We start from the raw sequence: 21,004 nt of genomic DNA on the forward strand, positions 1-21,004 counted from the left end.
GCCCGTACGGGCCTGGACGTCCCGGTCGCCCGGGCGGTCCACTGGGGGGCCGGAGCAGGGGTGCGGCCGACTAGGAGGCAGCGAAGTGCGGACGTCCGGGGCGCACACAGAGCAGACCGAGATCCGGCAGGCCACGCGCGGCCCGGCCGCCGCCGCCCGCCGGGAGACGTCCTCGGGCGGCGCCGCCACGCCGCCGCCACTCACCGCCGACGCGCTCCGGGCCGCACAGCGCGGCGCGGGCAACGCCGCGGTCACCGCCATGATCGCCCGGCGCGCCCGGCGCGCGCCCGCCCAGGAGCAGCTGGACGCCCACGAGCAGCAGGACGCCGGGGTGCACGAGGACCCTCACTCGAAGCATCAGCACGGCGCGGGACACGGCCGGGAAGCCGCGGCGCAGCCGAGCGCCGCCGACGCGGTGAACTCCGTGGTGCGGTCCGCCGGCAGCCGACTGCCCGCCTCGCTGCAGCGGGAGATGGAAGCCCGCTTCTCGGGCGAGGACTTCTCCGACGTCGCGGTCCACACCGGCGCCAATGCCCGGCGTTCCGCCGAGGCGGTCGGGGCCGAGGCGTACACCACCGGCACCCGTCACATCGTGTTCCGCGGCACGATCGACAAGAAGACCCTCGCGCACGAACTGGAGCACGTCCGCCAGCAGCGTGCAGGGGCTGTGGCCGGTACCGACGACGGCAGCGGCCTGAGCATCAGCGACCCCTCCGACCGGTTCGAGAGGTCGGCCGAACGCAAGGCCGAGCAGGTGATGCGGGGCGGTGCGGACGTCCAGCGCTCAGCCGCGGACCACACCGCCGACGCCGCGCACCGGACGACGACCGGGGCGTCGGCCGAGGTGCAGCGCATGCCCCCCAAGAAGAAGCAGTCGAAAAAGCAGGCGGGGGCCAACCCACCCGCGGAAGCGGCCACTTCCTCGAAGACCGTGTTCGAGGAAATAATGGAGTACTTCGAGGGACGCAGCGAAGAATTCAAGGCAAAGAAGCAGAACGAGAAGGAGCTCCTCCTCGAAGAGATCGGAATCGTACCCGGAAGCGATCTTTTCACGCTCGACGAAGTGAAGAACGACGAGTCAATGATGGACGCTCTCCTCGCGGAGATCGAAACCGCGAAACACGCGTCCGGGTTCGCGGGTACGGGCGGCGGCAGCAGTGACTGGGCGGCGAGCGCGGTCACTTCGGCACATGCAGGGATGCGGGTGGACCATCCGCACTGGGGCGACAAGACAACCCTCCATCACAAGATCTCCCGTAGCGAGTTGGACGCTGTACTCGCCTCGGCCGAGAGGGACAAGGCGAACGCGAAACCGCTGTTCGAGTTCCTGGACGAGGTACGGACGGTACTCGACTCGACCGCGGGGGACAAAAAGGCCCTGCACAACATGCCGGCCAACCTGGAAATGGGACCGGCGAGCGACACGAGGATCGGCGACCCGGGATCCGGAACCGACTTCAACTACACGCCTGAGGGTGCGATGACGCCGCGCTCGAGCGAGTTGAAGGACGCACTGAGCTTGGCGAACGCGCCCACCGTCGACTGGGGGGCCGTTGCGGACAAGTTGAGGGAGGCGCAGCGCCTTCACGAAAAGGAGTACGGAGGCGCGATCCTCTCCCCGCCCGCCCTCGAACGGTGGAAGAAAGCGGGCGACAAGTGGAAGAAGGCCTCCGACTGAGGTCCTCCGCGCCGCCCCCGGCTCAGGCGTCGAGGGCGTCCGCCAGGTAAGGCCCGAACTCGCCCTCCAGGACCAGCCGTCCCAGCTTGCGGTACTCCTGCGCGACCGCCCTCACCAGTTGCCGCATGGTGAGCGGGCTGCCGGACTCGGCCGCGAGGTAAGCCGCGGTCACCGCGCAGGCGCGGATGGAGCCGCCGGCGAGTTCGAAGCGGTCGGCGCAGAAGGCGAGGTCCAGGTCCTCGGCGCGGGGCAGCCGGCCGCCCAGGCAGCGCTCCCACAGGGCGAGGCGCTGGCCGGAGTCGGGCACCGGGAAGTCGGCGATCACATCCAGCCGTCGGGTGAACGCCTCGTCGAGGTTGGCCCGCAGGTTGGTGGTCAGCACCGCGATCCCGTCGAAGGACTCCATGCGCTGCAGCAGGTACGCCGACTCGATGTTGGCGTGCCGGTCGTGCGCGTCCTTCACCTCCGAGCGCTTGCCGAAGATCGCGTCGGCCTCGTCGAAGAGCAGCACGGCGTTGACCGCCGACGCCTCGGTGAAGATCCGCTCCAGGTTCTTCTCGGTCTCCCCCACGTACTTGTCCACCACTGTGGACAGGTCCACCACGTACAGGTCCATGCCCAGGTCGGCGGCGACGACCTCGGCGGACATGGTCTTGCCGGTGCCCGACTCCCCTGCGAAGAGCGCGATCACGCCGCGTCCCCGGCCGCCGCCGGGCCGCATCCCCCACTGCCCGAGCACCTGCTCGCGGTGGCGGGCGCGCACCGCGAGTTCGCGCAGCCGCCGGTGGGTGGCCGGCGGCAGCACCAGGTCGTCCCAGCCGACGCCCGGCTCCACCCGGCGGGCGAGCCGCTCCAGCCCCGCGCCGTTCTGGGCCCGTACGGCCGTGCGCAGGTCGTCGGGGCGGACCGGACGCCCCGCGAGGGCGGCCGTGCGCACCGCCACGTCGGCAGCGCGGCGCAACTGCCCGGAGTCCAGGCGGTGCGCGGCGACCGCCTCGGCGAGCGCTTCCACGTCACCGGTCGCGAGGTCGTCACCCGAGATGGCGTCGGCCGCCCCTTCGAGGGCGTGCCGCCAGCGCGCGGCCTGCCGTTCGGGCGAAGGCGCCGGCACGGTCAGGGCGACGGGGGTGTCGGCCGCCCACTCCGGGGCCCAGCCGACCGTGCCGTGGGTGATCAGGGGGATACCCCGCAGCGCCGCGCACAACGCCCCCAGCGTGCCGGCCCGTTCGGCGGGTTCCGCGGGGAGCGCCTCCAGGGGGCCGAGGACGACTCCGGCGCCGGTAAGGCGGGCTTCGAGGGCGGCTGTCCGGGCGAGTTCCGGTACGTCGGCCGAGCGCCGGGCGAGGGCCACCGTGTCCAGGACGAGCGGTGGCAGCCCGGCCGCGCGCAGGGCGGCGACGGCGAGACCCGCCGCATCGCCGCCCCGGCTGCGCAGATGGACGAGGCCGACGCCGGTGCCGGCCGCGGCCGCCGAGCGGTGGACGTCGGCCGCCTCGGCGGTCGGGTCCTCGCGGGCCTCGCCGAGTATCCCGGCGAGCCGGGCGTCGGGCCGGGCACTGCCCAGCAGATGCCCGGTGACCCGGTCGGAAACCGCCAACCCCCGTGACAGTGGCGGCCGTTCGGGCTCAGTGACCTCCATCAGACCGCCCGCGATCAGCGGGGCGCCCGGAGCGAGCCGGAACCGGGCGGACGCCGCCCCGGCGAGCCCGCACAGTTCCAGGGCGAGCCCGACCGTGGGGCGCCGTCGTGTCAGGTCGTCGTTGAGGTAGCCGTAGAGCCGCTCGAACCGTGCGTCGAGGTCGGGTGCCAGCGCGACCAGGAGCAGGTCCAGGTCGAGCGGGGACAGCCCGAACCTCCGGGCGAGGCCGTCGAGGACGGACTCGGCGGGCGGCCGCCCCGGCTCGTGCGGGGGTACGTCGAGGCCGCCCGGCTCGTCCAGGATGCGGGCCGCCGCCTCGGGGGTGAGGTACTGGCCCCGGTACGGGTCGTCGGGATCGGGGTCGCCGGCCCGGCGGGCCGCCACCGCGTGCCGCACGCGCTCCTCGACCACGCGAAGCCGCGTCCACAGGTGGTCCACGTCGGCGGAGACGGCATCGGCATCGGCATCGGCATCGGGGCGCACGTCGGTTCGGGCGGCCACGTCGGCTTCGTTACCGGAGGGGCCGGTCACTACGTTTTCGCTTTCGGCTCGGGTGTCCGCGACATCTTCGGCGGTGTGTGTCACGGCTGGCGGTCCCCCCGGCGGCGGCGTCGGGCGGGGGCGGGTGGCCGTTCACGCGGGCCGGTGAAGCCCTCCGGGCCCGGATCGCCGACCTCCGTGTAGCGCAGCCGGCGCCCGGACGTCGCTTCTTCGCCCTCGCGCCCGGCCGCGGAACGGACGACCAGGCCCTCGGTGACCGGTGGTGCGGCGGCCGTGGTCACGCCGGCGAGCGGTGCCCGCACCTGCACCGCGAGGGAGGCCTTCATCTCCCCGCCGAGCGCCGACCACACGTCGGAGGCGGCCGGTGCGTCGAGCGCGCCCCCGGCGGTGTCCAGCCCCACGGTCAGGCCGAGTTCGGCGAGCGTGCCGGTGAGCAGCCGCGCGGGAAGCGTGTCGTTGGCCACCAGACAGGTGAGCACCTGCGAGAGCAGCCGGTGTTCGTCCTGCGGGCGGTTCGCCCACGCCGTGACCAGGTACGTCAGCTCGAACCAGCGCGGCGGGCTGCGCCGCGCCACGAGGTACCCGTCCTCGTCGTACACCTCCCCGGCGCCGCTGCCGCGCCGGGTGGCGTCCTCGCGGATGTGGTACAGGAAGACGCACACCGTCGGGGCGCTGCGGCGCGCGGCCCAGTCCCGGGTGGGGGCGTCGAAGACCACGTCGACGCCCGATGCCTCCAGGCCCGACTCGCCGAGCAGGCGGCGCAGCCCCTCGTCGACCTCGTGGATCATCGGCGGGTCACCTCGTCGGGCGGCTGCACGCTGCCGCTGACCACCAGGAAGTCGGTGGTCACCGGTGAGAACCCGGGGCCCTTGGCGGTGATGACGCGCGGTCCCGTCTGGTCCTTGGCGAGGATGAGCAGCTGGCCGATGAACGTGCCGTCCGGCTTCGGAACGGTCGGCGCCGCGGCCGCGGTGATCCCCGGCTTCCAGGTGAACCGCACCGGCGCGCCCGGCGGGAAGTCCTTGCCGCGCACCGAGGTGACGAACCCGGGCTTGCCGATGTCCGGCACCGCGATGATGCGCGGCTGCAGGATGCGCAGCCGCTGCCGTGCGGTGTTGTCGCTCTTGTCGGCGTCCGTCCCGGTGGTGGTGAGGACGCCGGTGACCCGGCCGGTCAGCGCCTTGTCGGGGCTGAGCACGACGCGTACGACGGTGCTCGCGCCCGGCGTCAGGTCCGGCAGCGCGCACACCCAGGAGCGGTCGCAGCCCTCCGGCGGCCCGCTGTTCGGGATGCCCTTGGGCAGGCCGATGCGCAGCCGCAGACCGGTCGCCAGCGCGTTGCGGCCGTTGCGCACCGTGTACGTCACGACGACGCGCCCGCCGACGTAGCCGGGGTTCGGCTGGGCCGTGACGCGCACCCCGGGCCCGGCCTTGGGCTCCGCCGGCTTCGGCGGCACGGTGGGCGGCGGTGTCGGAGTGGGCGGCGTCGGGGTCGGCGTGGGAGTCGGGGGCGGCGCGACCTCGCGCACCGGGACCACGGTCCGGCCCGCGTTGTCGCTGGGCCGCGGATCCAGGACCGTGCCGGTGACCGACCAGTCGACGGGCGCGTCGCCTGGGGTGACCCCGGTGAGGGTGACGTCCACCGGAACGGTCGTGCCGGGCGGCACCACGCCGACGTCGCACTGGAGGGAGGCGGCGTCGCAGGTGCCCCCGGACCAGGTGATCCGGGTGACACGCACGCCGAGCGGCGGGGCGACGGTCAGCCGGGTGCCGGGGGAGGCGGCGGGGCCGTTGTTCACGACGTCGACGCGGACCGTGGTGGAGTCGCCGACGGTCACCTCCGGGACGGTGCCGGGCGCCTTGACGGCGAGGTCGACGGACTGCTGGACGCTGGGTTCCTTCTGCCGGCCCGGAAGCTCGGTCGTGAGCTTGGTGAGCTTGCCGGACGCGATGTCCAGGAGCTTGAGTTTCTCGGGGGTGTTGACCGGACGGCTGGGGCGGGCGCTGATCACCAGCCCCTTGCCGTCGGCCGTCCAGGCGGCGTCCCGGGGCTGGAACGGGCCGGTGTTCTCCGGCAGTTGCCGACCGCAGGCGCCGGGCAGGCCGCGGGCGGCGGTGGGCAGCAGCACCTGGCAGTCGTCGCCCGACAGCGACGTCAGGAGGATGCCGTTCTGCTCGTCGATCCGGCCGGCGCCGTTCTTGCGGTTGAAGGCGATGCTCAGCCCGTCCGGGGAGAACGCCGGGCTGTCGTCGATGACCGCGCAGTCGCCCGGGCAGATCGTGGCGCTCAGGTCGCGCTGCCGGGACAGGTCGTTCACGGGCACGGTCCAGATGTGCTTGTTGCCGCCGCCCCCGTTGATCTCCATGTTGCGGGTGAAGGCCAGGGTGGTGCCGTCGGAGGACCAGGCGGGCTGGGCATCCTGGCCCTGGAGCTGCCCGGCCGGCGGGGTGATCCGGCCGGTGATCGCGCCGGTGGCGACTTCCGCGATGAGGATGCGGCTGGGTCCGGCGGCCTGGCCGACGCCGCCCGGCGAAGTCCGGGTGAAGGCGAGGTACTTGCCGTCCGGGGAGAACGTCGGGTCGGTGTCCCAGTCCGTCGCCCCGCGTCCCGCCAGCGGCAGGGGGGCGGCGTTGGAGCCGTCGGCGTCCGTCATCCAGATCCGCTCGATCCGCCGGCCGTCGGCGTTGTTCTCGAAGCGGGTGACGACGATCCGGCGGCCGTCGGGCGTGTAGTTCTGCCGCTCGGTCCAGGGGTCGTACCCGGCCGCGGGCTGGAACAGCGGGTCCTTGGCGGGATCGGTGTTGGTGTCGGCCGCCGGGTCCTCGTCGAGGATCGTCAGGCCGAGGTCGCGGGGGTCGGCCCCGTCCATCCGGATGTCCTGCAGCGTCACCACGTGCGGGGTGGCCGCCGAGGTGCGCTCCACGACCACGCCGCCGCCGTTCAGCGGGCCGAGCCAGGTGGGCGAGAGGACCTCCCGGTTCTCGTTGAGCACCAGTGAGGGGACCTGGTCGGAGTGGGCGGTCGCCCGGAACACGTGGTCCCAGTCGCCCTCGCACTCACAGGTGATCTCCGGGCTCAGGAACAGCACACCGTCCCCGTCGGGCAGCCACGCTGCCCCGTGGGCACGCCACTGTGCCCGCGCGCCCCCGAGCAGCGGCTCGTCACCGGTGCCCTCCGCGTTCGTCACCCGCAGCCGGGGCACAGGCTGCCCGTCGACGGTGGTCGTGGCGGTGTACGCGATCCAGTTCCGGTTCTCGTCGTCGTTCACCGGGTTCCACGCCGGTTCGGTGGCCGTGCCGTTCACCGGGTCGGTGACCCGGGTGGCGGTGCCCCCGTTCAGGGGCCGGACGAAGATCTGCGATCCGGCCACCGGATCGCTGTCGCTGGAGTACGCCAGGCGCTGCCCGTCCGGGGACACCGTCGGGCACTCCTCGTCGGCGGGCGTGTCGGTCAGCCGGGTGAGGCCGGTGCCGTCGGTGCGCACCAGCCACAGGTCGCGCTGTGTCCCGCCGTCCGGGCCGCCGGGTGCGGCCGCGTCGAACACCACGGCCCGGCCGTCCGGCGTCAGCCGGGGGTGCGCCGCGTCCAGGCCCCTGGTGAGCCGGCGTACCGAACCGTCGGCGGACCGCAGGTAGATCTGCGGCTTCTTCTCGTCGCGGCGGCTTGCGAAGACCATCTGGTCGCCGAGGGCGGACGGCTGGACGTCGTTGTGGGCCGGGCCCGCGCCGAACAGCGGTGTGCTGGAGGTGGTGGTGGCGACCCGGCCGAGACTGCGGTGCCGGGTACCGGCGTACGCGACCCGGGTGGCCGCGGCGTCGGCCGGCCTCGCCTGGGGTTCGGCGCTGCCCGGCCCGGCGGCCGCGGCCACCCCGAGCAGCGGGACGAGCAGCAGCAACGCCGAGCCGAGTCTCCCCAGGCGGTACCGCCCGCCGGAGCCAGCGGTTTCCATCACGGTCCCCTTCGCAGTGTGGTGCGGCATCCGGATGTGCCCCCGCCACCCTGCACCGGCCGCGCGCGGCGCGGCAGGGCGGCGGGGCCGTACCCGGGGGAAGCGCGCGGTGCGCTTTCGGGCAGTGCCGGGTTCCCGGCCGTCGCCGGGCCGACCGCCCGGCCGCCTGGCCGGCCCCCGTCCCGGCCCGACGACGCCGTCCGTCAGATCAGCCCGTTGCGCAGCGCATAACCGACCGCGTGGGCCCGGTTGCGCAGCTGCAGCCGGGTGATGATCTCGTGCAGGACGTTCTTGACGGTGCGTTCGGAGTACGCGGTCTTGCGGGCTATCTCCGCGGTGTCCAGGCCCTCCGACACCAGGCGCAGCATGTCCGCCTCGCGCGTCGTCAGGGTGGACAGGGACAGGCTCCCGTGGTCGAGCGCCGAGCGCTGCAGGCTGCCGACGTGGGAGAGCAGCTTGCCGAGCAGGTCGCCGGGCAGCACTCCCTCGCCGTTGGCCAGGGCCAGGACCAGGCGCAGGAGCCGGTCCTGATCGGCCTCGGCGCGGCGCAGCACCGCAGCCACGCCGCACTCGATGACACGTTGCAGCCCGCCGGCCGCGAGGGTGCCGACCACGAGGCCCGTGTGCGTGGCGCTGTTGTGCCGCAGCCGGTTGAGCAGGGCGGCGACGTCGTCGTCGACGCTGTCCACGACCACCAGTGACACCAGGGCCCGGTCCGCGTCGGCCTCGTCCACCAGGTCGACCTCGGGGCGCTGGCGCAGCTGCTGGACGACGCCGATGCGCAGGACGGGATCGGCGGCGTAGAGCGCCACGGTCACCCGGTTCGGGAGGGCTGGGCGGGAGGTCCGGTGGGTCGAGTCGATCCAAGCGGCAGCATCTGACGTGGTGGTGTCGGACATAACAGGGCCGTTCTCCTCAACAGGGGACATGGTGTACCTGTTTCATGAGTTTCGTGGGGGTAAAAGTGCAGATCGAGGCGACCATGGGAGGGCGGCCCGCGGGAGGCGGCGCGCCACATCAACGACCCGCTGTCACAAAGACGTTCGATTTGACTTCACGGGCACCGTGACTGCCCGGGTGTTGCCCTCGCGCTCCTCGCCGCACTCCGGAGCGCTCTCCTACCGTGCTGGCGTGACGCCTTCCGCAGCCTCTTCCGGACCCGGTGCGCCCGGCCTCGACATCCCGGCCGTGACGGTGACGCCCGGTGACATCGCCACCACCACCCTGACCGTGCGCAACGACAGCGACATCGTCGAGGCGTACAGCCTGGAGGTCGTCGGGGACTGCGCGCCCTGGACCACGGTGGAACCCGCGCGTGTCTCGCTGTACCCCGGCACCTCCGAGACGGTGACGCTCCGTCTGGCGCCGCCGCGCTCCCCGGAGATCCGGGCCGGCGACAAGCCGCTCGGCGTGCGGGTGCTGCCGACCGAGCACCCCGAGTCGGTGCGGGTCCTCGAAACCACCGTGCATGTCGAGGAGTTCCACGAGCTGCAGACCGAGCTGGCCCCGCGCCGCCGGCGCGGCTGGCTGCGCGGCCGCTACCGGCTGGCCGTGCGCAACCAGGGCAACACCCCGGTGCAGGTGGGTTTCACTCCCGGCCAGGCCGGCGAGGAGCTGGGGTTCGCCTTCACCCCGGCGGAGCCGAAGCTGGAGCCCGGTGAGTCGACGGAGGTCGTGCTGCGGGTCCGCACCGCCAAGCCGGTGTGGTTCGGCAAACCTGTGGTGTGGCCGTTCACCGTGGACACCACCGAGACCGGGGACCCGGAGGAGGCGGCGGAGACCAGGCGGGACGATCCCGCCGTACGGGCGCCGCTGGATGCGGAGTTCGTCCAGATCCCCGTCTTCCCGAAGTGGCTGCTCGCGCTGCTCGCCGCGCTGATCGCGCTGTTGCTCGCCTGGTTCGCCCTGGTCCGTCCGGCGGTGCGCAGCGCTGCCAAGGAAGCGGCCCACGAGGCGGTCCAGCCCCGTCCCACGCCCGGCGGGGACCAGGGTTCCGGGGAATCTCCGGGCACCGGCGGGAACAACAAGCCCGGCGGCAAGGCGTCGGGGGCACCGTCCGGAACCGGCGGTGACGGCGGCTCGGGTGACGGCGGTTCGGGCGGTGACGGCACCTCCGGCGGCGACGGCCGGCAGAGCTCGGCGACCATCGATCTGAAGACGTCCGGCGGGCAGACCAAGACCGGCACCTACAAGGTGCCCGAGGACAGTGTCTTCGGGGTCACGGACATCGTCGTCGCCAACTTCCAGGGCGACGAAGGGGTGCTGACGATCACGTTCGGCGAGCGCAAGATCACCACGATCGCGCTGGAGACCTTCCGGAACCAGGACTACCACTGGGTGACCCCCATCAAGATCCCCGCGAACGACACCGTGACCATCAACGTGACGTGCGCGAAGCCCGGCACACCGGCCACCGGACGTCAGGCACAGGGGTGCCACGAGGTCCTGAACGTCAGCGGAGTGCTCAGCCGTACCAGGGAATGAACCGGTCCTTCCGATTCCGGGCCATTGTCGATCGTTACCGACGGCTTATGTAAAGGGTTGACTTTTGTTCCGGCCGGAAATCGGCAATCCAGGACCAAAAACCACACCATTACCGACAGAAACAGGTCACCGCCGGCTGCCGGGTCGCTCGCTCGCTACCCCGCGTGCAGCATCAGCCCGATCCCCACGACCAGCAGACCCGCCGCCGCAATCCGCGGCACACCGAAGCGCTCCTTGAAGAACAGCGCTCCGATGGCCGCGCCCACGATGATCGAGGACTCGCGCAGGGCGGCGATGGGGGCGAGGGCGGCGCGGGTCTGGGCCCACAGGACGAGGGCGTACGCGGCGACGGACAGGGCTGCACCGAGCAGGCCGAGCGAGGCGTACGGCCGTAGCTGCCGGACCGCGTCACGGCGCACACGCGCGTACATGTACGCGGGGACGAAGACACCCTGAACGGCCATCAGCCAGGCGATGTAGCCGAGCGGGGCGTGCGAGGCGCGTACGCCCAGGCCGTCGATCACCGTGTACGCGGCGATGGTCAGACCCGTCGCCAGAGCGGCACCGATCGCGGCCCAGTCGGGCCGGCTGCCGCGCAGCCCCCACAGGCTGACACCGGTGAGCCCGACGCACGACACGGCGATCCCGGCCGCCGCCCACGCGCCGGGCACCTCGTGCGCGAACACCGCCGCCGGCACGGTCACCACCAGCGGTGCGCTGCCGCGCGCGATCGGGTACGCCTGCCCGAAGTCGCCCAGCCGGAACGAGGTCATCAACAGCGCGTAGTAGGCGATGTGCACGCCCGCGGAGGCGAACAGGTACGGCCAGGCCGGCCCCGCCGGAAACGTGACGAACGGCGCCGCCGCGAGCCCGATGAGCATGCCGCCGCCGGAGATCAGCGTGAACCCGACCAGTTTGTCGGTGATGCGGTGCGCGATGGCGTTCCAGCTGGCGTGGGTGACCGCAGCGAGCAGCACCGCCACGGTGACCAGCGGCGTCACGCGTTCTGCTCGCGTACGTCCACCAGGTCGGCACCGGCGTGAGCGACGAGCGCCTTGGGCTCGACAGGAAAAACCGTGTGCGGCGTCCCGGCCGCCGCCCACACCACGTCGTGCGCGAGCAGCGAGCGGTCGGCGAGGACCCGGGTACGGGTGCGGTGCCCGAAGGGCGGTACGCCGCCGATGGCGTACCCCGTGGTCTCGCGTACGACGTCGGCGTCGGCCCGGGTGACCTTCCCGGCCCCCAGCACCTCCCGCACCCGCTCCACATCCACCCGCGAGGCCCCGTCCATCAGCACCAGCACAGGTACCCCATCCGCCGCGAAGACCAGCGACTTGCAGATCCGGCTCAGCTCACACCCGATCGCGGCGGCGGCCTCGGCGGCGGTACGGGTGGCCTCCGGAAACCGGCGGGTCCGGGCGAGGAGATCCTCCAGCCCGAGCGCACGGAGGGCTTCGGCGAACCGGGGGTGGGCTCCGGACTCTTCGGCGTCAGTGGCGGCTGTCGTCGTCATGCCGGGCACGCTAGCGGCCGCTGTACAGCACACGCGACTGAGTTGTCGGATGAGTTGTCGGAGCGAACGGCATTTCCTGGTTGCCGTGGGGCCGCCCGCTTCTTGGCCAGTGTCGTGCTTCCGCGAGGAAGAAGCGAGCGGGCGGCCAGGGGAAAAGTGGCCGACTTGCCGGGATTGGTCCCCTGGGTGGGCTGCGTACGCGACGTCGGCGGAGGGGGGCGCGGCCACGCCTCGCCTGCACGCCGGGTGGGCTTGGCGGCTTGCGGTGAGTGGGTGGGGCTGCCCTCGGGGGCGGGGCGGTGGGGCAGTTGGGGCGTCACATCCGTCCCTCCCGTCACGCGGGGGGGGGTGGTGATTGGCAGCATTGGGCCATGAGTGGTGCATCCGCCCCACCTCTACGGCTGGGAGCATGACCCTGACCTGCGAATCTCCCTCAACCCCTTGGCCCAAATGCACCAATTGCTGCCTGAGGGGGCGCCGCCCACCTTGCCACCTCCCCCCCCACCGGCCGGAAGTCGCTAAGAGGTTCCGCGAGTGGGCTGACCCCGCTGCGTACCGTCACCGGTCGAGGCGCTCACCAGCCAGTAGGCACTTCCGAGGGGCTGTCGGGGCCGTCAAGGTGGGTCGGTCGGGCGATCTCCGCAGGGTGGCTACACGCAACGCCGCGGCGACAGTCCGTCCAGCACCATGTCGACCGCCCTGTCTACGACAGCCCGGTCGCCCCGGGCGTTGGCCAGCGCTTTGATCAGCACGTAGATCTCGTCCACCGTTGCGTCCGCGCGCACCTCGCCGGCTTTCTGGCCCCGGGACAGCAACACCTCGACGGCGTCCTGCAACGCAGAGGCTGCAGGTTCCACCTCGTCGGGGGCGCCCGCCGGAGCGGCGGACTCCTCCAGCAGCGCGAGGAGCGCGAGCTTGGCCGGTGCGCCTGAGACCATCTCCCGGAACGTCGTCCGGAAGGCAGCTCCTGCCTCGCTGTCCTCGCTTCGCGCACGCGCTGTGTCGGTGAGCAGGGTGAGGTGCCGCACGATCGTGGCCTCGATCAGCAGCTGCTTGGTCGGGAAGTGCCGGAACACGGTGCCGATCCCGACGCCGGCCCGGCGTGCGACCTCCTCGGTCGAGCCGGCTTTGCCGAACTCGCCGAAGACCTCTTCGGCCGCGGCCAGCACCCGGTCCCGATTCGCCTGCGCGTCGCTTCGCATCCGGCCATTCTCCCTCTCCGGATGATCCCCTCGCTCTGGTGGGATCCGTGATCCACTTGCAAGCGGAGTCTTCACTCCGATACATTCCGGAGTGAAGACTCCGATTAGAAGGGTCGACCATCATGCGAACCCCCGAAGAGACGTTCCGCGCCATGCTCGACGGCGCCTGCCGGCTGAACAACGGCGACCGCAGCCAGGTCGACAAGCTGGCCGAGTTCTACGCCGAGGAAACCTATGTGCGACACCCGATGGCTCCGCTCGGCGACACCCCGCTGCTCAGCCGCGAAGCACTCCGGCAGCACTTCGCCACGGCAGTGTCGGCCGGCCTGGCAGGCGTCCGGGTCGAGGACGTACGCGTCCACCAGACCGCTGACCCGGAGGTGGCCATCGGCGAGTTCACCTACCGCGGCGACGGGGGCTGGGCCGCGCCGGGCATCATCGTCTTCCGGATCCGCGACGGGCTGATCGTCGAGTCGCGAGACTACATCGATCACCTCGGGCTCGCCCGTGCCACCAACACGGTCGACGCCCTCTGCGCGCAGCTGACCGACGCATAGAAGTATGAGAAGCACGCCGACGCCTCGTGCTCGGCGACCACGATCAGGGCGCGCCCCTGTGGCGGCGAGGCCGCCGGGAAATCACCGGTTGACCGGGGGAACTCGGCATCAAGTGGTCCCGGTTGACCGACGGCAGCGGGATCCCGCTGGGGCATCCCAGATCGTGGCCGAACTCGCGACCAACGCGGCCACCCACGGCCGAGTCCCCGGCCGGGACTTCCGCCTCACCCTCTACGTCGTTGGCGACACCCTCCGTGTCGAGGTCACCGACACCCACGGTGACCGTCCCCCCCACCTCGAACCGCCCGCCCCCGAGGGCGAGTCGGGCCGCGGGCTCCTCCTCGTGGCGGCGCTGGCCGGCCGCTGGGGCGTCGCGCATGGCTCACGCCCGCGCAAGACGGTGTGGGCCGAGGTGACGCTGCCAGGACGAGTTCAGCCGACCTGAACCCACGTCCACACCGCGAGCCCGGTCGGCACCGGGAAGGCGAGGGCGCCCGTCAGCAGCAGGCGGGTGAGGGGGTTGAGGCGGCGGATGCCGGGGGCGAAGGCCAGTGCCGTCAGAACAGCGGCGGCGCCTACGACGGTCAGGGCGTATGGCAGCACCAAACCCCGGACCTCCGGCCAGGACATGCCGTCCGCCAGGCCCCACACGGCCACCATGCCCACCAGGAACGTCAGCCAGCCGAGCGAGCTGAGGGTGAGGATCCAGAGCACGGCGGCCAGCAGGCCAACCGCAGTCTCGCCACGGCTGTTCCGCGGTGCCGGCCGTGCGGGGCCGTACAGAGTCGCATACGTCTGAGGGTTCAGGTTCACGAGGACGATCCTGCGCGGAGGGGCGCCGGTGCGGCATGGGCGCGGATACTCAACGCGGGCCCCCGGGTACTCATCCGCCCTGCGCCCGTCTGAGGCACAGAAGAAGCCGGTGAGGGTGCCCCGTCCCCACGGATCCCTCACCGGCTGGTCTGCTGTCAGAAGCAGTACGTCAGGCGCGTACCAGCTCCTTCTTCTCGTCCGGGTCGGCGTCCTTGCCGTCCGCCGAGGACTGCTTGCGCAGGCCCTCGCCCTCGACGTCGACGTTGGGCAGGGCGCGGTCCAGCCACTTCGGCAGCCACCAGGCCTTCTTGCCGAGCAGTGCGAGCACCGCCGGGACGATGGCCATGCGGACGATGAACGCGTCGAAGAAGACGGCGACGGCGAGACCGAAGCCGATCATCTTGACCATCGACTCGCTGGAGCCGATGAAGCCGGAGAACACGGCGATCATGATGACCGCGGCGGCCGTGACGACCCGTGCGCCGTGCTTGAAGCCGGTCACGACGGCCTGGGCGGGCTTCTCCCCGTGGACGTACGCCTCCCGCATACGGGTCACCAGGAAGACTTCGTAGTCCATCGCGAGGCCGAAGACGACACCCACCATGAAGATCGGCATCATCGACATGACCGGGCCGGTCTCCTCGACGTTCATCAGGCCCGACAGCCAGCCCCACTGGAAGACCGCGACCACGGCGCCGAGGGCCGCCATCACGCTGAGCAGGAAGCCGAGGGCCGCCTTCAGCGGGACGAGGATCGAGCGGAAGACCACGATCAGGAGGAGGAAGGCCAGGCCGACGACGAGGGCGAGGTAGGGCAGCAGGGCGTCGTTCAGGCGCTGCGAGACGTCGATGTTCATCGCCGTGGAGCCGGTGACCAGCACCTTCGCGTCGGTCGCCGAGGTGATGTCCGCGCCCTTGCCACGGATGGCGTGCACCAGGTCCTCGGTGGTGGTCGAGGACGGCTTGGAGTCCGGGATGACGGTGATCGTCGCGGTGTCGCCCGCCTTGTTGGGCGCGGCCGGGGTGACCGTGACGACGTCCTTCAGGCCCTTGATGTCGTCGCGGACCTTGGTGAAGGCCGCCTTCGGGTGGTCACTGTCCTTGGCGTCGACCACGACCATCAGCGGGCCGTTGAAGCCCGGTCCGAAGCCGTCGGACAGGAGGTCGTAGGCGCGGCGCTGGGTGGTGGAGACCGGCTGGGAGCCGTCGTCCGGGAGGCCCAGTTCGAGGGAGGCGGCCGGGACCGCCGCCGCGCCGAGGCCGATCACACCGAGAAGGAGGACGGCGACCGGGCGCCGTACGACGAAACTCGCCCAGCGGGTGCCCATGTTCGGGCGGGCCTGCTTCTCCGCGCTCTTGGGCCTGCCGCCGCCGAGCAGCTTGCTCTTCTCGCCGGCCGGCTTGATCCTGCGACCTGCGTAGCCGAGCAGCGCCGGGATCAGGGTGAGGGCGATGAGGACCGCGATGGCGACCGTGCCGGCGGCCGCGACACCCATCTTGGTCAGCATCGGGATGTTGACCACGGACAGGCCCACGAGGGCGATGACGACGGTCAGGCCGGCGAAGACCACCGCCGAGCCCGCCGTACCGACGGCCCGTCCGGCCGCCTCCTCGCGCTCGCGGCCCTCGGCCAGTTCGGAGCGGTAGCGGGAGACGATGAAGAGGGCGTAGTCGATGCCGACGGCGAGGCCGATCATCGACGCCAGCGTGGAGGTGGTCGTGCCCAGGTCCAGGGCGTTCGCCAGCGCCGTGATCGTGGAGACGCCGATGCCGACACCGATGATCGCGGTCAGCAGCGGGAATCCGGCGGCGAGCAGCGAGCCGAAGGTGATGACGAGGACGACCGCGGCGACCGCGAGGCCGATGACCTCGCTGGAGCCGGTCTCGGGCGTCGTCTGCAGCGCGTCACCGCCGACCTCGACCGTGAGTCCGGCGTCCCGCGCCTTCTGCGCGGCCTCCTTCAGCGCGTCGCGCGAGGAGTCCTCCAGCTCCATGCCGGAGACCTTGTACTTCACCGAGGCGTAGGCGATCGTGCCGTCCTTGCTGACGGCGTGCCCGATGTACGGGTCGGCGACGGAGACGACCTCGGAGCCGCTCTGCAGCTCCTTCACCGTCTTCTTGACGGTCGCCTTGTTGCCGGCGTCCGTCATCTTCTCGCCGTCCGGCGCCTTGAAGACGACCCGGGCGGTCGCGCCGTCGGCGCTCATCCCGGGGAAGCGCTGTTCCAGCAGGTCGAAGGCCTTCTGGGCCTCCGTACCGGGGATCGAGAAGGAGGAGTTGCCGGCGGCCGGCGCGGAGGCGGCTCCCACCCCGGCGAGGGTGAGCAGCGCGACCCATATGAGGGCGACGAAGTGCCGTCGCCTGAAGGCGAGCCGGCCGATTCTGTAGAGGAACGTGGCCACGAGGGCGTACTCCCGGTCAGGTCGTGGGGTTCATCTGGGCAGGGGCGATCAGCCCAACGACGTGAGCGGTGACGTCAGGTGGTGGGCTTGCTGGGGAGAGGGTTCAGCCGGTGGGTTCGGCCGAGGGGCTCGGCCGACGGGTCAGCCGGCGGTGACGCCGAGGGCGGGGAGGACCACGGCGTCGATGTACGAAATGAGGAAGTCCTGCGTCGGCGGCTTCTCGTCGATCAACGTGCGGGCGGCGAACCCGCCGATCATCATGTGCATCACGAACTCGATCGCCGGGTTGTCCGCACGGACCTCGCCCCGGTCGATCGCCCGCTGCAGCACCTTGCGGAACTGGGCCATCTCCGGCTCGATGAGATGGTCCCGGAACGCCTGCAGGAGTTCCGGGTTGCCATGGATCGCCATGGCCAGACCCCGCATCAGCGCGGAGTTCTGTTCCATCTCGCAGTCGTCCGACCGCATGGTCAGGGTGTGCAGGTCGCCCTTGAGCGACCCGGTGTCGATCTCTTCGAGACCGAGGCCGCCCGGCTGCTTGTTGTGCCGCACCGCCTTCGCCACCAGCTCGGCCTTGCCGCCCCACTGGCGGTAGAGCGTCGCCTTGCTGGACCGGGTGCGGGCGGCCACGGCGTCCATGGTGAGGGCGTCGTAGCCGACTTCGCGGAGCAGGTCGAGCACGGCCCCGTACAACTCGGCCTCGCGTTCGGGCGTGATCCGACTGCGACGCGTTGCGGCGACCTCAGTCATGTCAATCACCTTCCCGACGCGGTTGCCCGCTCCGAACGACACGGTTTCGTACGTGACGAATGTATCGCAACGACTAGCGAAACGAAACAGTTTCGTACGTGTCCTGGGTCACGCCTGTCGGTTTTCCATAAGTTGCTGGGCCTGCGCACCCGGAAAAGCATGGGGAGGTGAGCTATCTGCGCCTTCCCCACCTCAACGGCGACCTGCTGTGCTTCGTGGCCGAGGACGACCTGTGGCTGGCCCCCCTCGACTCCCCCGGCCGCGCCTGGCGGCTCACCGTGGACCGCACCAAGACCGGCCATCCCCGCTTCTCCCCCGACGGCCGCCAGATCGCCTACACGAGCTGGCGCAGCCTCATGCCCGAGATCCATCTCGTCGGCGTCGACGGCGGACCCGCGCGGCAGCTGACCTACTGGGGCAGCGTCGACACCCAGGTCTGCGGCTGGACACCGCCCGACGCGGACGGCCACCGCGACATCCTCGCCGTCGCCTCCCACGGCCAGCCCTTCTCCTACTACACCTGGGCCTACAAGGTGTCCACGAACGGCGACCCCGGCCGCAAGCTGCCCTGGGGCCCAGTCTCCGACATCCAGGTCGCCGACATCGACGACGTGCACATGACCCTGCTGCTCACCGGCACTCCTCCGCACGAACCCGCCTCCTGGAAGCGGTACCGGGGCGGCGCCATGGGCCGGCTGTGGCTGCACGGCAAGCGGCTGCTGGAGGGGATCGGCGGGCATCTGGCCTCCCCCATGTTCGTCGGCGGCCGGATCGCCTTCCTCTCCGACCACGAGGGCGTCGGCAACCTCTACTCCTGTGCCCACGACGGCTCCGACCTGCGCCGCCACACCGACCACGACGCCTTCTACGCCCGCAACGCCGCCAGCGACGGGACCAGGGTGGTCTACCAGTGCGCGGGCGACCTGTGGCTGGTGGACGACCTCGCCCCGAACGCCGTACCGCACAAGCTCGACATCCGGCTGAGCGGCCCACGCGCGGGACGCCGCAGGTACCAGGTGCCGGCCGCCCAGCACGTGGACGGCATCTCCGTGGACGAGACCGGGCGGGCCAGCGCCGTCGTCGTGCGCGGCAGCCTGCACTGGCTCACGCACCGGGACGGCCCCGCGCGCACGATCACGGACACGCCCGGCGTGCGGGTCCGGCTGCCGGAGATGCTCGGCTCGACCGGGCAGGTGGCGTATGTGACGGACGCCGAGGGCGAGGACGCCATCGAGATCGCCCACCTCCCCCGCGCCAGCGGCGACCGCGCCCCGCGCCGACTGGCCTCGGGCGAGCTGGGCCGGGTTCTGGAGATGGCGTCCGACCCGCTGGGCGAGCGGCTGGCGATCGCGTCGCACGACGGGCGTTTGCTGCTGATCGACGTGGCGGAGGAGGCGGAGGAGGCGGAAGTCGGAGAAGGGGTCGCAGAGGGTGTCACTGCGGGCTCCGACGACTCCGGTGGCGCTGAAGACTCGGTGGACTCGGTGGACGGGCAGGTCGCCGAGCTGATTCGGTCCATCAACGGGCCCGTCCGCGACCTCGCCTTCTCCCCGGACGGATCCTGGCTCGCCTGGTCGCAGCCGGGCATCGGCCGCTCGCTGCGGCAGATCAAGCTGGCCCGCATCAAGGACCGGCTCATCGTGGACGTCACCAACGGCCGCTTCGAGGACGAGAACCCCGTCTTCACCCGCGACGGCCGCTACCTCGCCTTCCTCTCCTGGCGCGGCTTCGACCCGGTGTACGACGTCCACACCGGCGACCTGTCCTTCCCGCTGGGCTGCCGCCCGTACCTGGTCCCGCTGTCCTCCGCGACCCCGTCCCCGTTCGCTCTGAACCCCGAGGGCCGGCCGGCGGCGGGCGGGCTCGACCCCGTCGAGGACGAGGAGAGCGGCGAGGCCGGCACGGTGACCGTGGAGGTGGAGGGCCTGGAGAACCGGGTGACGCCGTTCCCGGTCATCGCCTCCAAATACTCGGCGCTGCACCCGGTCGCGGGCGGCGGCCTGGTCTGGCTGCGCTGGCCCATCTCCGGCGCGCTCGGCGAGACCTTCGTCAACCCGGCCGACATCAGCGGACGGCCGACGCTGGAGTACTTCAACATCACCAAGGCGAAGAAGTCCGAACTCGTCGACCATCTCGACTGGTTCGCGGTGAGCGGGGACGGGACCCGGCTCGTGGTGGTCGACGAGGGGGATCTGCGGGCGGTGCCGTCGACCGAGTCCGGCGACAGCGACACGACCGTGTGGATCGACCTGCGCCGCATCCTGCACGACGTCGACCCGGCCGCCGAATGGCGTCAGTCCTACGAGGAGGCCGGCCGTCTCATCCGCTCCTACTTCTGGGACCCGGGCATGAGCGGCATCGACTGGGACGCCGTGCTCGCCCAGTACCGGCCGCTCGTCGAACGGGTCGCCTCCCCCGACGAGTTCGCCGACCTGCTGCGCGAGGTGCTGGGCGAGCTGGGCACGTCGCACGCCTATGTCACGGCCGCCCGGCGCAACGAGGGCCCGCCCCACTACCAGCGCTGGCAGGGCCTGCTCGGCGCCAACTTCGTCCGCCGGGACGCGGGCTGGACGGTCAAGCGGATCCTGCCCGGCGACTCGTCCGACTCCAAGGCCCGCTCGCCGCTGGCCGGGACCGGCATCCAGGAGGGCGCCGTCCTGACCCATGTGGACGGCCGCCCGGTCGATCCGGTGGCGGGACCGTATCCGCTGCTCGCGGGCTCGGGCGGTACGACCGTGGAGCTGACCTTTGCCCCGGCGGAGGGCGAAACCGGCGTGGCCCGGCGGGTCGCCGTCGTCCCGCTCGTCGACGAACGGCCGCTGCGCTACCAGGACTGGGTCACCAAGCGCCGCGAGGTCGTACGGGAGTTGAGCGGCGGCAAGTGCGGCTACCTGCACATCCCGGACATGGGCGGCTCCGGCTGGGCCCAGTTCAACCGGGACCTGCGCAAGGAGGTGTCCCGGCCCGCGCTGATCGTGGACGTGCGCGGCAACGCCGGCGGGCACATCAGCGAACTCGTCATCGAGAAGCTCACCCGGACGATCCTGGGCTGGGACCTGACCCGGAACGCGCAACCGGTGTCGTACACCTCGAACGCGCCCCGGGGCCCGGTGGTGGCCCTGGCGGACGAGGCGACCTCCTCCGACGGCGACATGATCACCGCCGCCTTCAAACTCCTGAAACTCGGTCCGGTCGTGGGGCAGCGCACCTGGGGCGGAGTCGTCGGCATGACCGGCCGGCACCGCCTCGGCGACGGCACGGTGATCACGGTCCCGATGAACGCCGCCTGGTTCGACGCCTACGGCTGGTCCGTGGAGAACCACGGCGTCGCCCCCGACCTGGAGATCCTGCGCACCCCGCTGGACTGGGCCGAGGGCCGGCACGCCCAGCTCGACGACGCCGTGCAGCTGGCCCTGGAGCTGCTGGACACCAACCCCGCGGCGGTTCCCCCGGACTACAGCGACGTACCGGACCGGTCGAGGCCGAAGCTGCCGCCGCGGGCGAGGTCATGACGAAG

Annotated in this window: 15 protein-coding genes and 1 pseudogene; 6 read left to right on the forward strand and 10 right to left on the reverse strand. The window is 71.8% G+C overall.

Annotated elements, in window-relative coordinates; all coding sequences use genetic code 11:
* Positions 1-85 precede the first annotated feature (85 nt).
* Positions 86-1,678: a DUF4157 domain-containing protein gene (locus tag ACFYZZ_RS16460; protein WP_389176074.1), complete on the forward strand. Its 1,593-nt coding sequence runs from the start codon at positions 86-88 to the stop codon at positions 1,676-1,678.
* Positions 1,679-1,700: 22 nt separating this feature from the next.
* Here ACFYZZ_RS16460 and ACFYZZ_RS16465 read toward each other — a convergent pair whose 3' ends face one another.
* The 4 genes from ACFYZZ_RS16465 to ACFYZZ_RS16480 all read right to left on the reverse strand — a co-directional run bounded on the left by ACFYZZ_RS16465 (position 1,701) and on the right by ACFYZZ_RS16480 (position 8,666).
* On the reverse strand, positions 1,701-3,800 hold the full coding sequence (locus tag ACFYZZ_RS16465) for an AAA family ATPase (protein WP_389176870.1): 2,100 nt from the start codon (positions 3,798-3,800) through the stop codon (positions 1,701-1,703).
* 98 nt (positions 3,801-3,898) lie between these two features.
* Entirely contained in the window at positions 3,899-4,606 is a 708-nt protein-coding gene (locus ACFYZZ_RS16470) for a DUF4255 domain-containing protein (RefSeq protein ID WP_389176076.1), read from the reverse strand.
* Positions 4,603-7,767 carry a hypothetical protein gene (locus ACFYZZ_RS16475; RefSeq protein WP_389176078.1) on the reverse strand — a complete coding sequence of 1,055 codons (3,165 nt, stop codon included), beginning with the start codon at positions 7,765-7,767 and terminating at the stop codon, positions 4,603-4,605. Before ACFYZZ_RS16475 ends, ACFYZZ_RS16470 begins: the two co-directional genes overlap by 4 nt.
* Before the next feature lie 203 nt (positions 7,768-7,970).
* Positions 7,971-8,666 carry a LuxR C-terminal-related transcriptional regulator gene (locus ACFYZZ_RS16480; protein WP_389176080.1) on the reverse strand — a complete coding sequence of 232 codons (696 nt, stop codon included), beginning with the start codon at positions 8,664-8,666 and terminating at the stop codon, positions 7,971-7,973.
* Between the two features lie 232 nt (positions 8,667-8,898).
* Here ACFYZZ_RS16480 and ACFYZZ_RS16485 point away from each other — a divergent pair, with 232 nt between their 5' ends.
* A complete protein-coding gene (locus tag ACFYZZ_RS16485) occupies positions 8,899-10,251 on the forward strand; it encodes a hydrolytic protein (protein ID WP_389176081.1) in 1,353 nt (450 codons plus the stop codon).
* A gap of 155 nt (positions 10,252-10,406) precedes the next feature.
* Here the strand turns inward: ACFYZZ_RS16485 and ACFYZZ_RS16490 are convergent, their stop codons facing one another.
* The 3 genes from ACFYZZ_RS16490 to ACFYZZ_RS16500 all read right to left on the reverse strand — a co-directional run bounded on the left by ACFYZZ_RS16490 (position 10,407) and on the right by ACFYZZ_RS16500 (position 12,966).
* Positions 10,407-11,252, reverse strand: a complete 846-nt coding sequence (locus tag ACFYZZ_RS16490) for an EamA family transporter (RefSeq protein WP_389176083.1) — start codon at positions 11,250-11,252, stop codon at positions 10,407-10,409.
* Positions 11,249-11,764 carry a YbaK/EbsC family protein gene (locus ACFYZZ_RS16495; RefSeq protein WP_389176085.1) on the reverse strand — a complete coding sequence of 172 codons (516 nt, stop codon included), beginning with the start codon at positions 11,762-11,764 and terminating at the stop codon, positions 11,249-11,251. Before ACFYZZ_RS16495 ends, ACFYZZ_RS16490 begins: the two co-directional genes overlap by 4 nt.
* 650 nt (positions 11,765-12,414) lie before the next feature.
* Entirely contained in the window at positions 12,415-12,966 is a 552-nt protein-coding gene (locus ACFYZZ_RS16500; protein WP_389176087.1) for a TetR/AcrR family transcriptional regulator, read from the reverse strand.
* A gap of 122 nt (positions 12,967-13,088) precedes the next feature.
* Between ACFYZZ_RS16500 and ACFYZZ_RS16505 the strand changes: the two genes are divergently transcribed.
* The 3 genes and pseudogenes from ACFYZZ_RS16505 to ACFYZZ_RS16515 all read left to right on the forward strand — a co-directional run bounded on the left by ACFYZZ_RS16505 (position 13,089) and on the right by ACFYZZ_RS16515 (position 13,968).
* Positions 13,089-13,523, forward strand: coding sequence for a nuclear transport factor 2 family protein (locus tag ACFYZZ_RS16505; RefSeq protein ID WP_389176089.1), 435 nt, complete (start codon positions 13,089-13,091; stop codon positions 13,521-13,523).
* A 3-nt stretch (positions 13,524-13,526) separates the two neighbouring features.
* Positions 13,527-13,675 (forward strand): annotated as a pseudogene (locus ACFYZZ_RS16510) (IS5/IS1182 family transposase); the annotation flags it as partial.
* Entirely contained in the window at positions 13,636-13,968 is a 333-nt protein-coding gene (locus tag ACFYZZ_RS16515; protein WP_389176091.1) for an ATP-binding protein, read from the forward strand. The pseudogene ACFYZZ_RS16510 and the gene ACFYZZ_RS16515, both read left to right, overlap by 40 nt.
* Here the strand turns inward: ACFYZZ_RS16515 and ACFYZZ_RS16520 are convergent.
* The 3 genes from ACFYZZ_RS16520 to ACFYZZ_RS16530 form a co-directional block, all read right to left on the reverse strand.
* Positions 13,956-14,336 carry a hypothetical protein gene (locus ACFYZZ_RS16520; RefSeq protein WP_389176093.1) on the reverse strand — a complete coding sequence of 127 codons (381 nt, stop codon included), beginning with the start codon at positions 14,334-14,336 and terminating at the stop codon, positions 13,956-13,958. The two genes, ACFYZZ_RS16515 and ACFYZZ_RS16520, sit on opposite strands and share 13 nt — an antisense overlap.
* A gap of 169 nt (positions 14,337-14,505) precedes the next feature.
* Positions 14,506-16,737, reverse strand: coding sequence for an MMPL family transporter (locus tag ACFYZZ_RS16525; RefSeq protein ID WP_389176095.1), 2,232 nt, complete (start codon positions 16,735-16,737; stop codon positions 14,506-14,508).
* 141 nt (positions 16,738-16,878) lie between these two features.
* Positions 16,879-17,487 (reverse strand): TetR/AcrR family transcriptional regulator, encoded by a 609-nt coding sequence (locus ACFYZZ_RS16530; RefSeq protein ID WP_389176097.1) that lies wholly within the window; start codon positions 17,485-17,487, stop codon positions 16,879-16,881.
* A gap of 167 nt (positions 17,488-17,654) precedes the next feature.
* Here ACFYZZ_RS16530 and ACFYZZ_RS16535 point away from each other — a divergent pair, with 167 nt between their 5' ends.
* Positions 17,655-20,999 carry a S41 family peptidase gene (locus ACFYZZ_RS16535; RefSeq protein WP_389176099.1) on the forward strand — a complete coding sequence of 1,115 codons (3,345 nt, stop codon included), beginning with the start codon at positions 17,655-17,657 and terminating at the stop codon, positions 20,997-20,999.
* The last annotated feature ends 5 nt before the right edge of the window (positions 21,000-21,004 follow it).

The organism is Streptomyces sp. NPDC001816, from assembly GCF_042892235.1.
Classification (GTDB): Bacteria; Actinomycetota; Actinomycetes; order Streptomycetales; family Streptomycetaceae; genus Streptomyces.

Bases quoted from the DNA above. Each gene is read 5' to 3' on its own strand.
- ACFYZZ_RS16475 (WP_389176078.1), bottom strand. From the start codon at position 7,767: ATGGAAACCGCTGGCTCCGGCGGGCGGTACCGCCTGGGGAGACTCGGC.
- ACFYZZ_RS16480 (WP_389176080.1), bottom strand. From the start codon at position 8,666: ATGTCCGACACCACCACGTCAGATGCTGCCGCTTGGATCGACTCGACC.
- ACFYZZ_RS16495 (WP_389176085.1), bottom strand. From the start codon at position 11,764: ATGACGACGACAGCCGCCACTGACGCCGAAGAGTCCGGAGCCCACCCC.
- ACFYZZ_RS16530 (WP_389176097.1), bottom strand. From the start codon at position 17,487: ATGACTGAGGTCGCCGCAACGCGTCGCAGTCGGATCACGCCCGAACGC.
- ACFYZZ_RS16500 (WP_389176087.1), bottom strand. From the start codon at position 12,966: ATGCGAAGCGACGCGCAGGCGAATCGGGACCGGGTGCTGGCCGCGGCC.
- ACFYZZ_RS16470 (WP_389176076.1), bottom strand. From the start codon at position 4,606: ATGATCCACGAGGTCGACGAGGGGCTGCGCCGCCTGCTCGGCGAGTCG.
- ACFYZZ_RS16505 (WP_389176089.1), top strand. From the start codon at position 13,089: ATGCGAACCCCCGAAGAGACGTTCCGCGCCATGCTCGACGGCGCCTGC.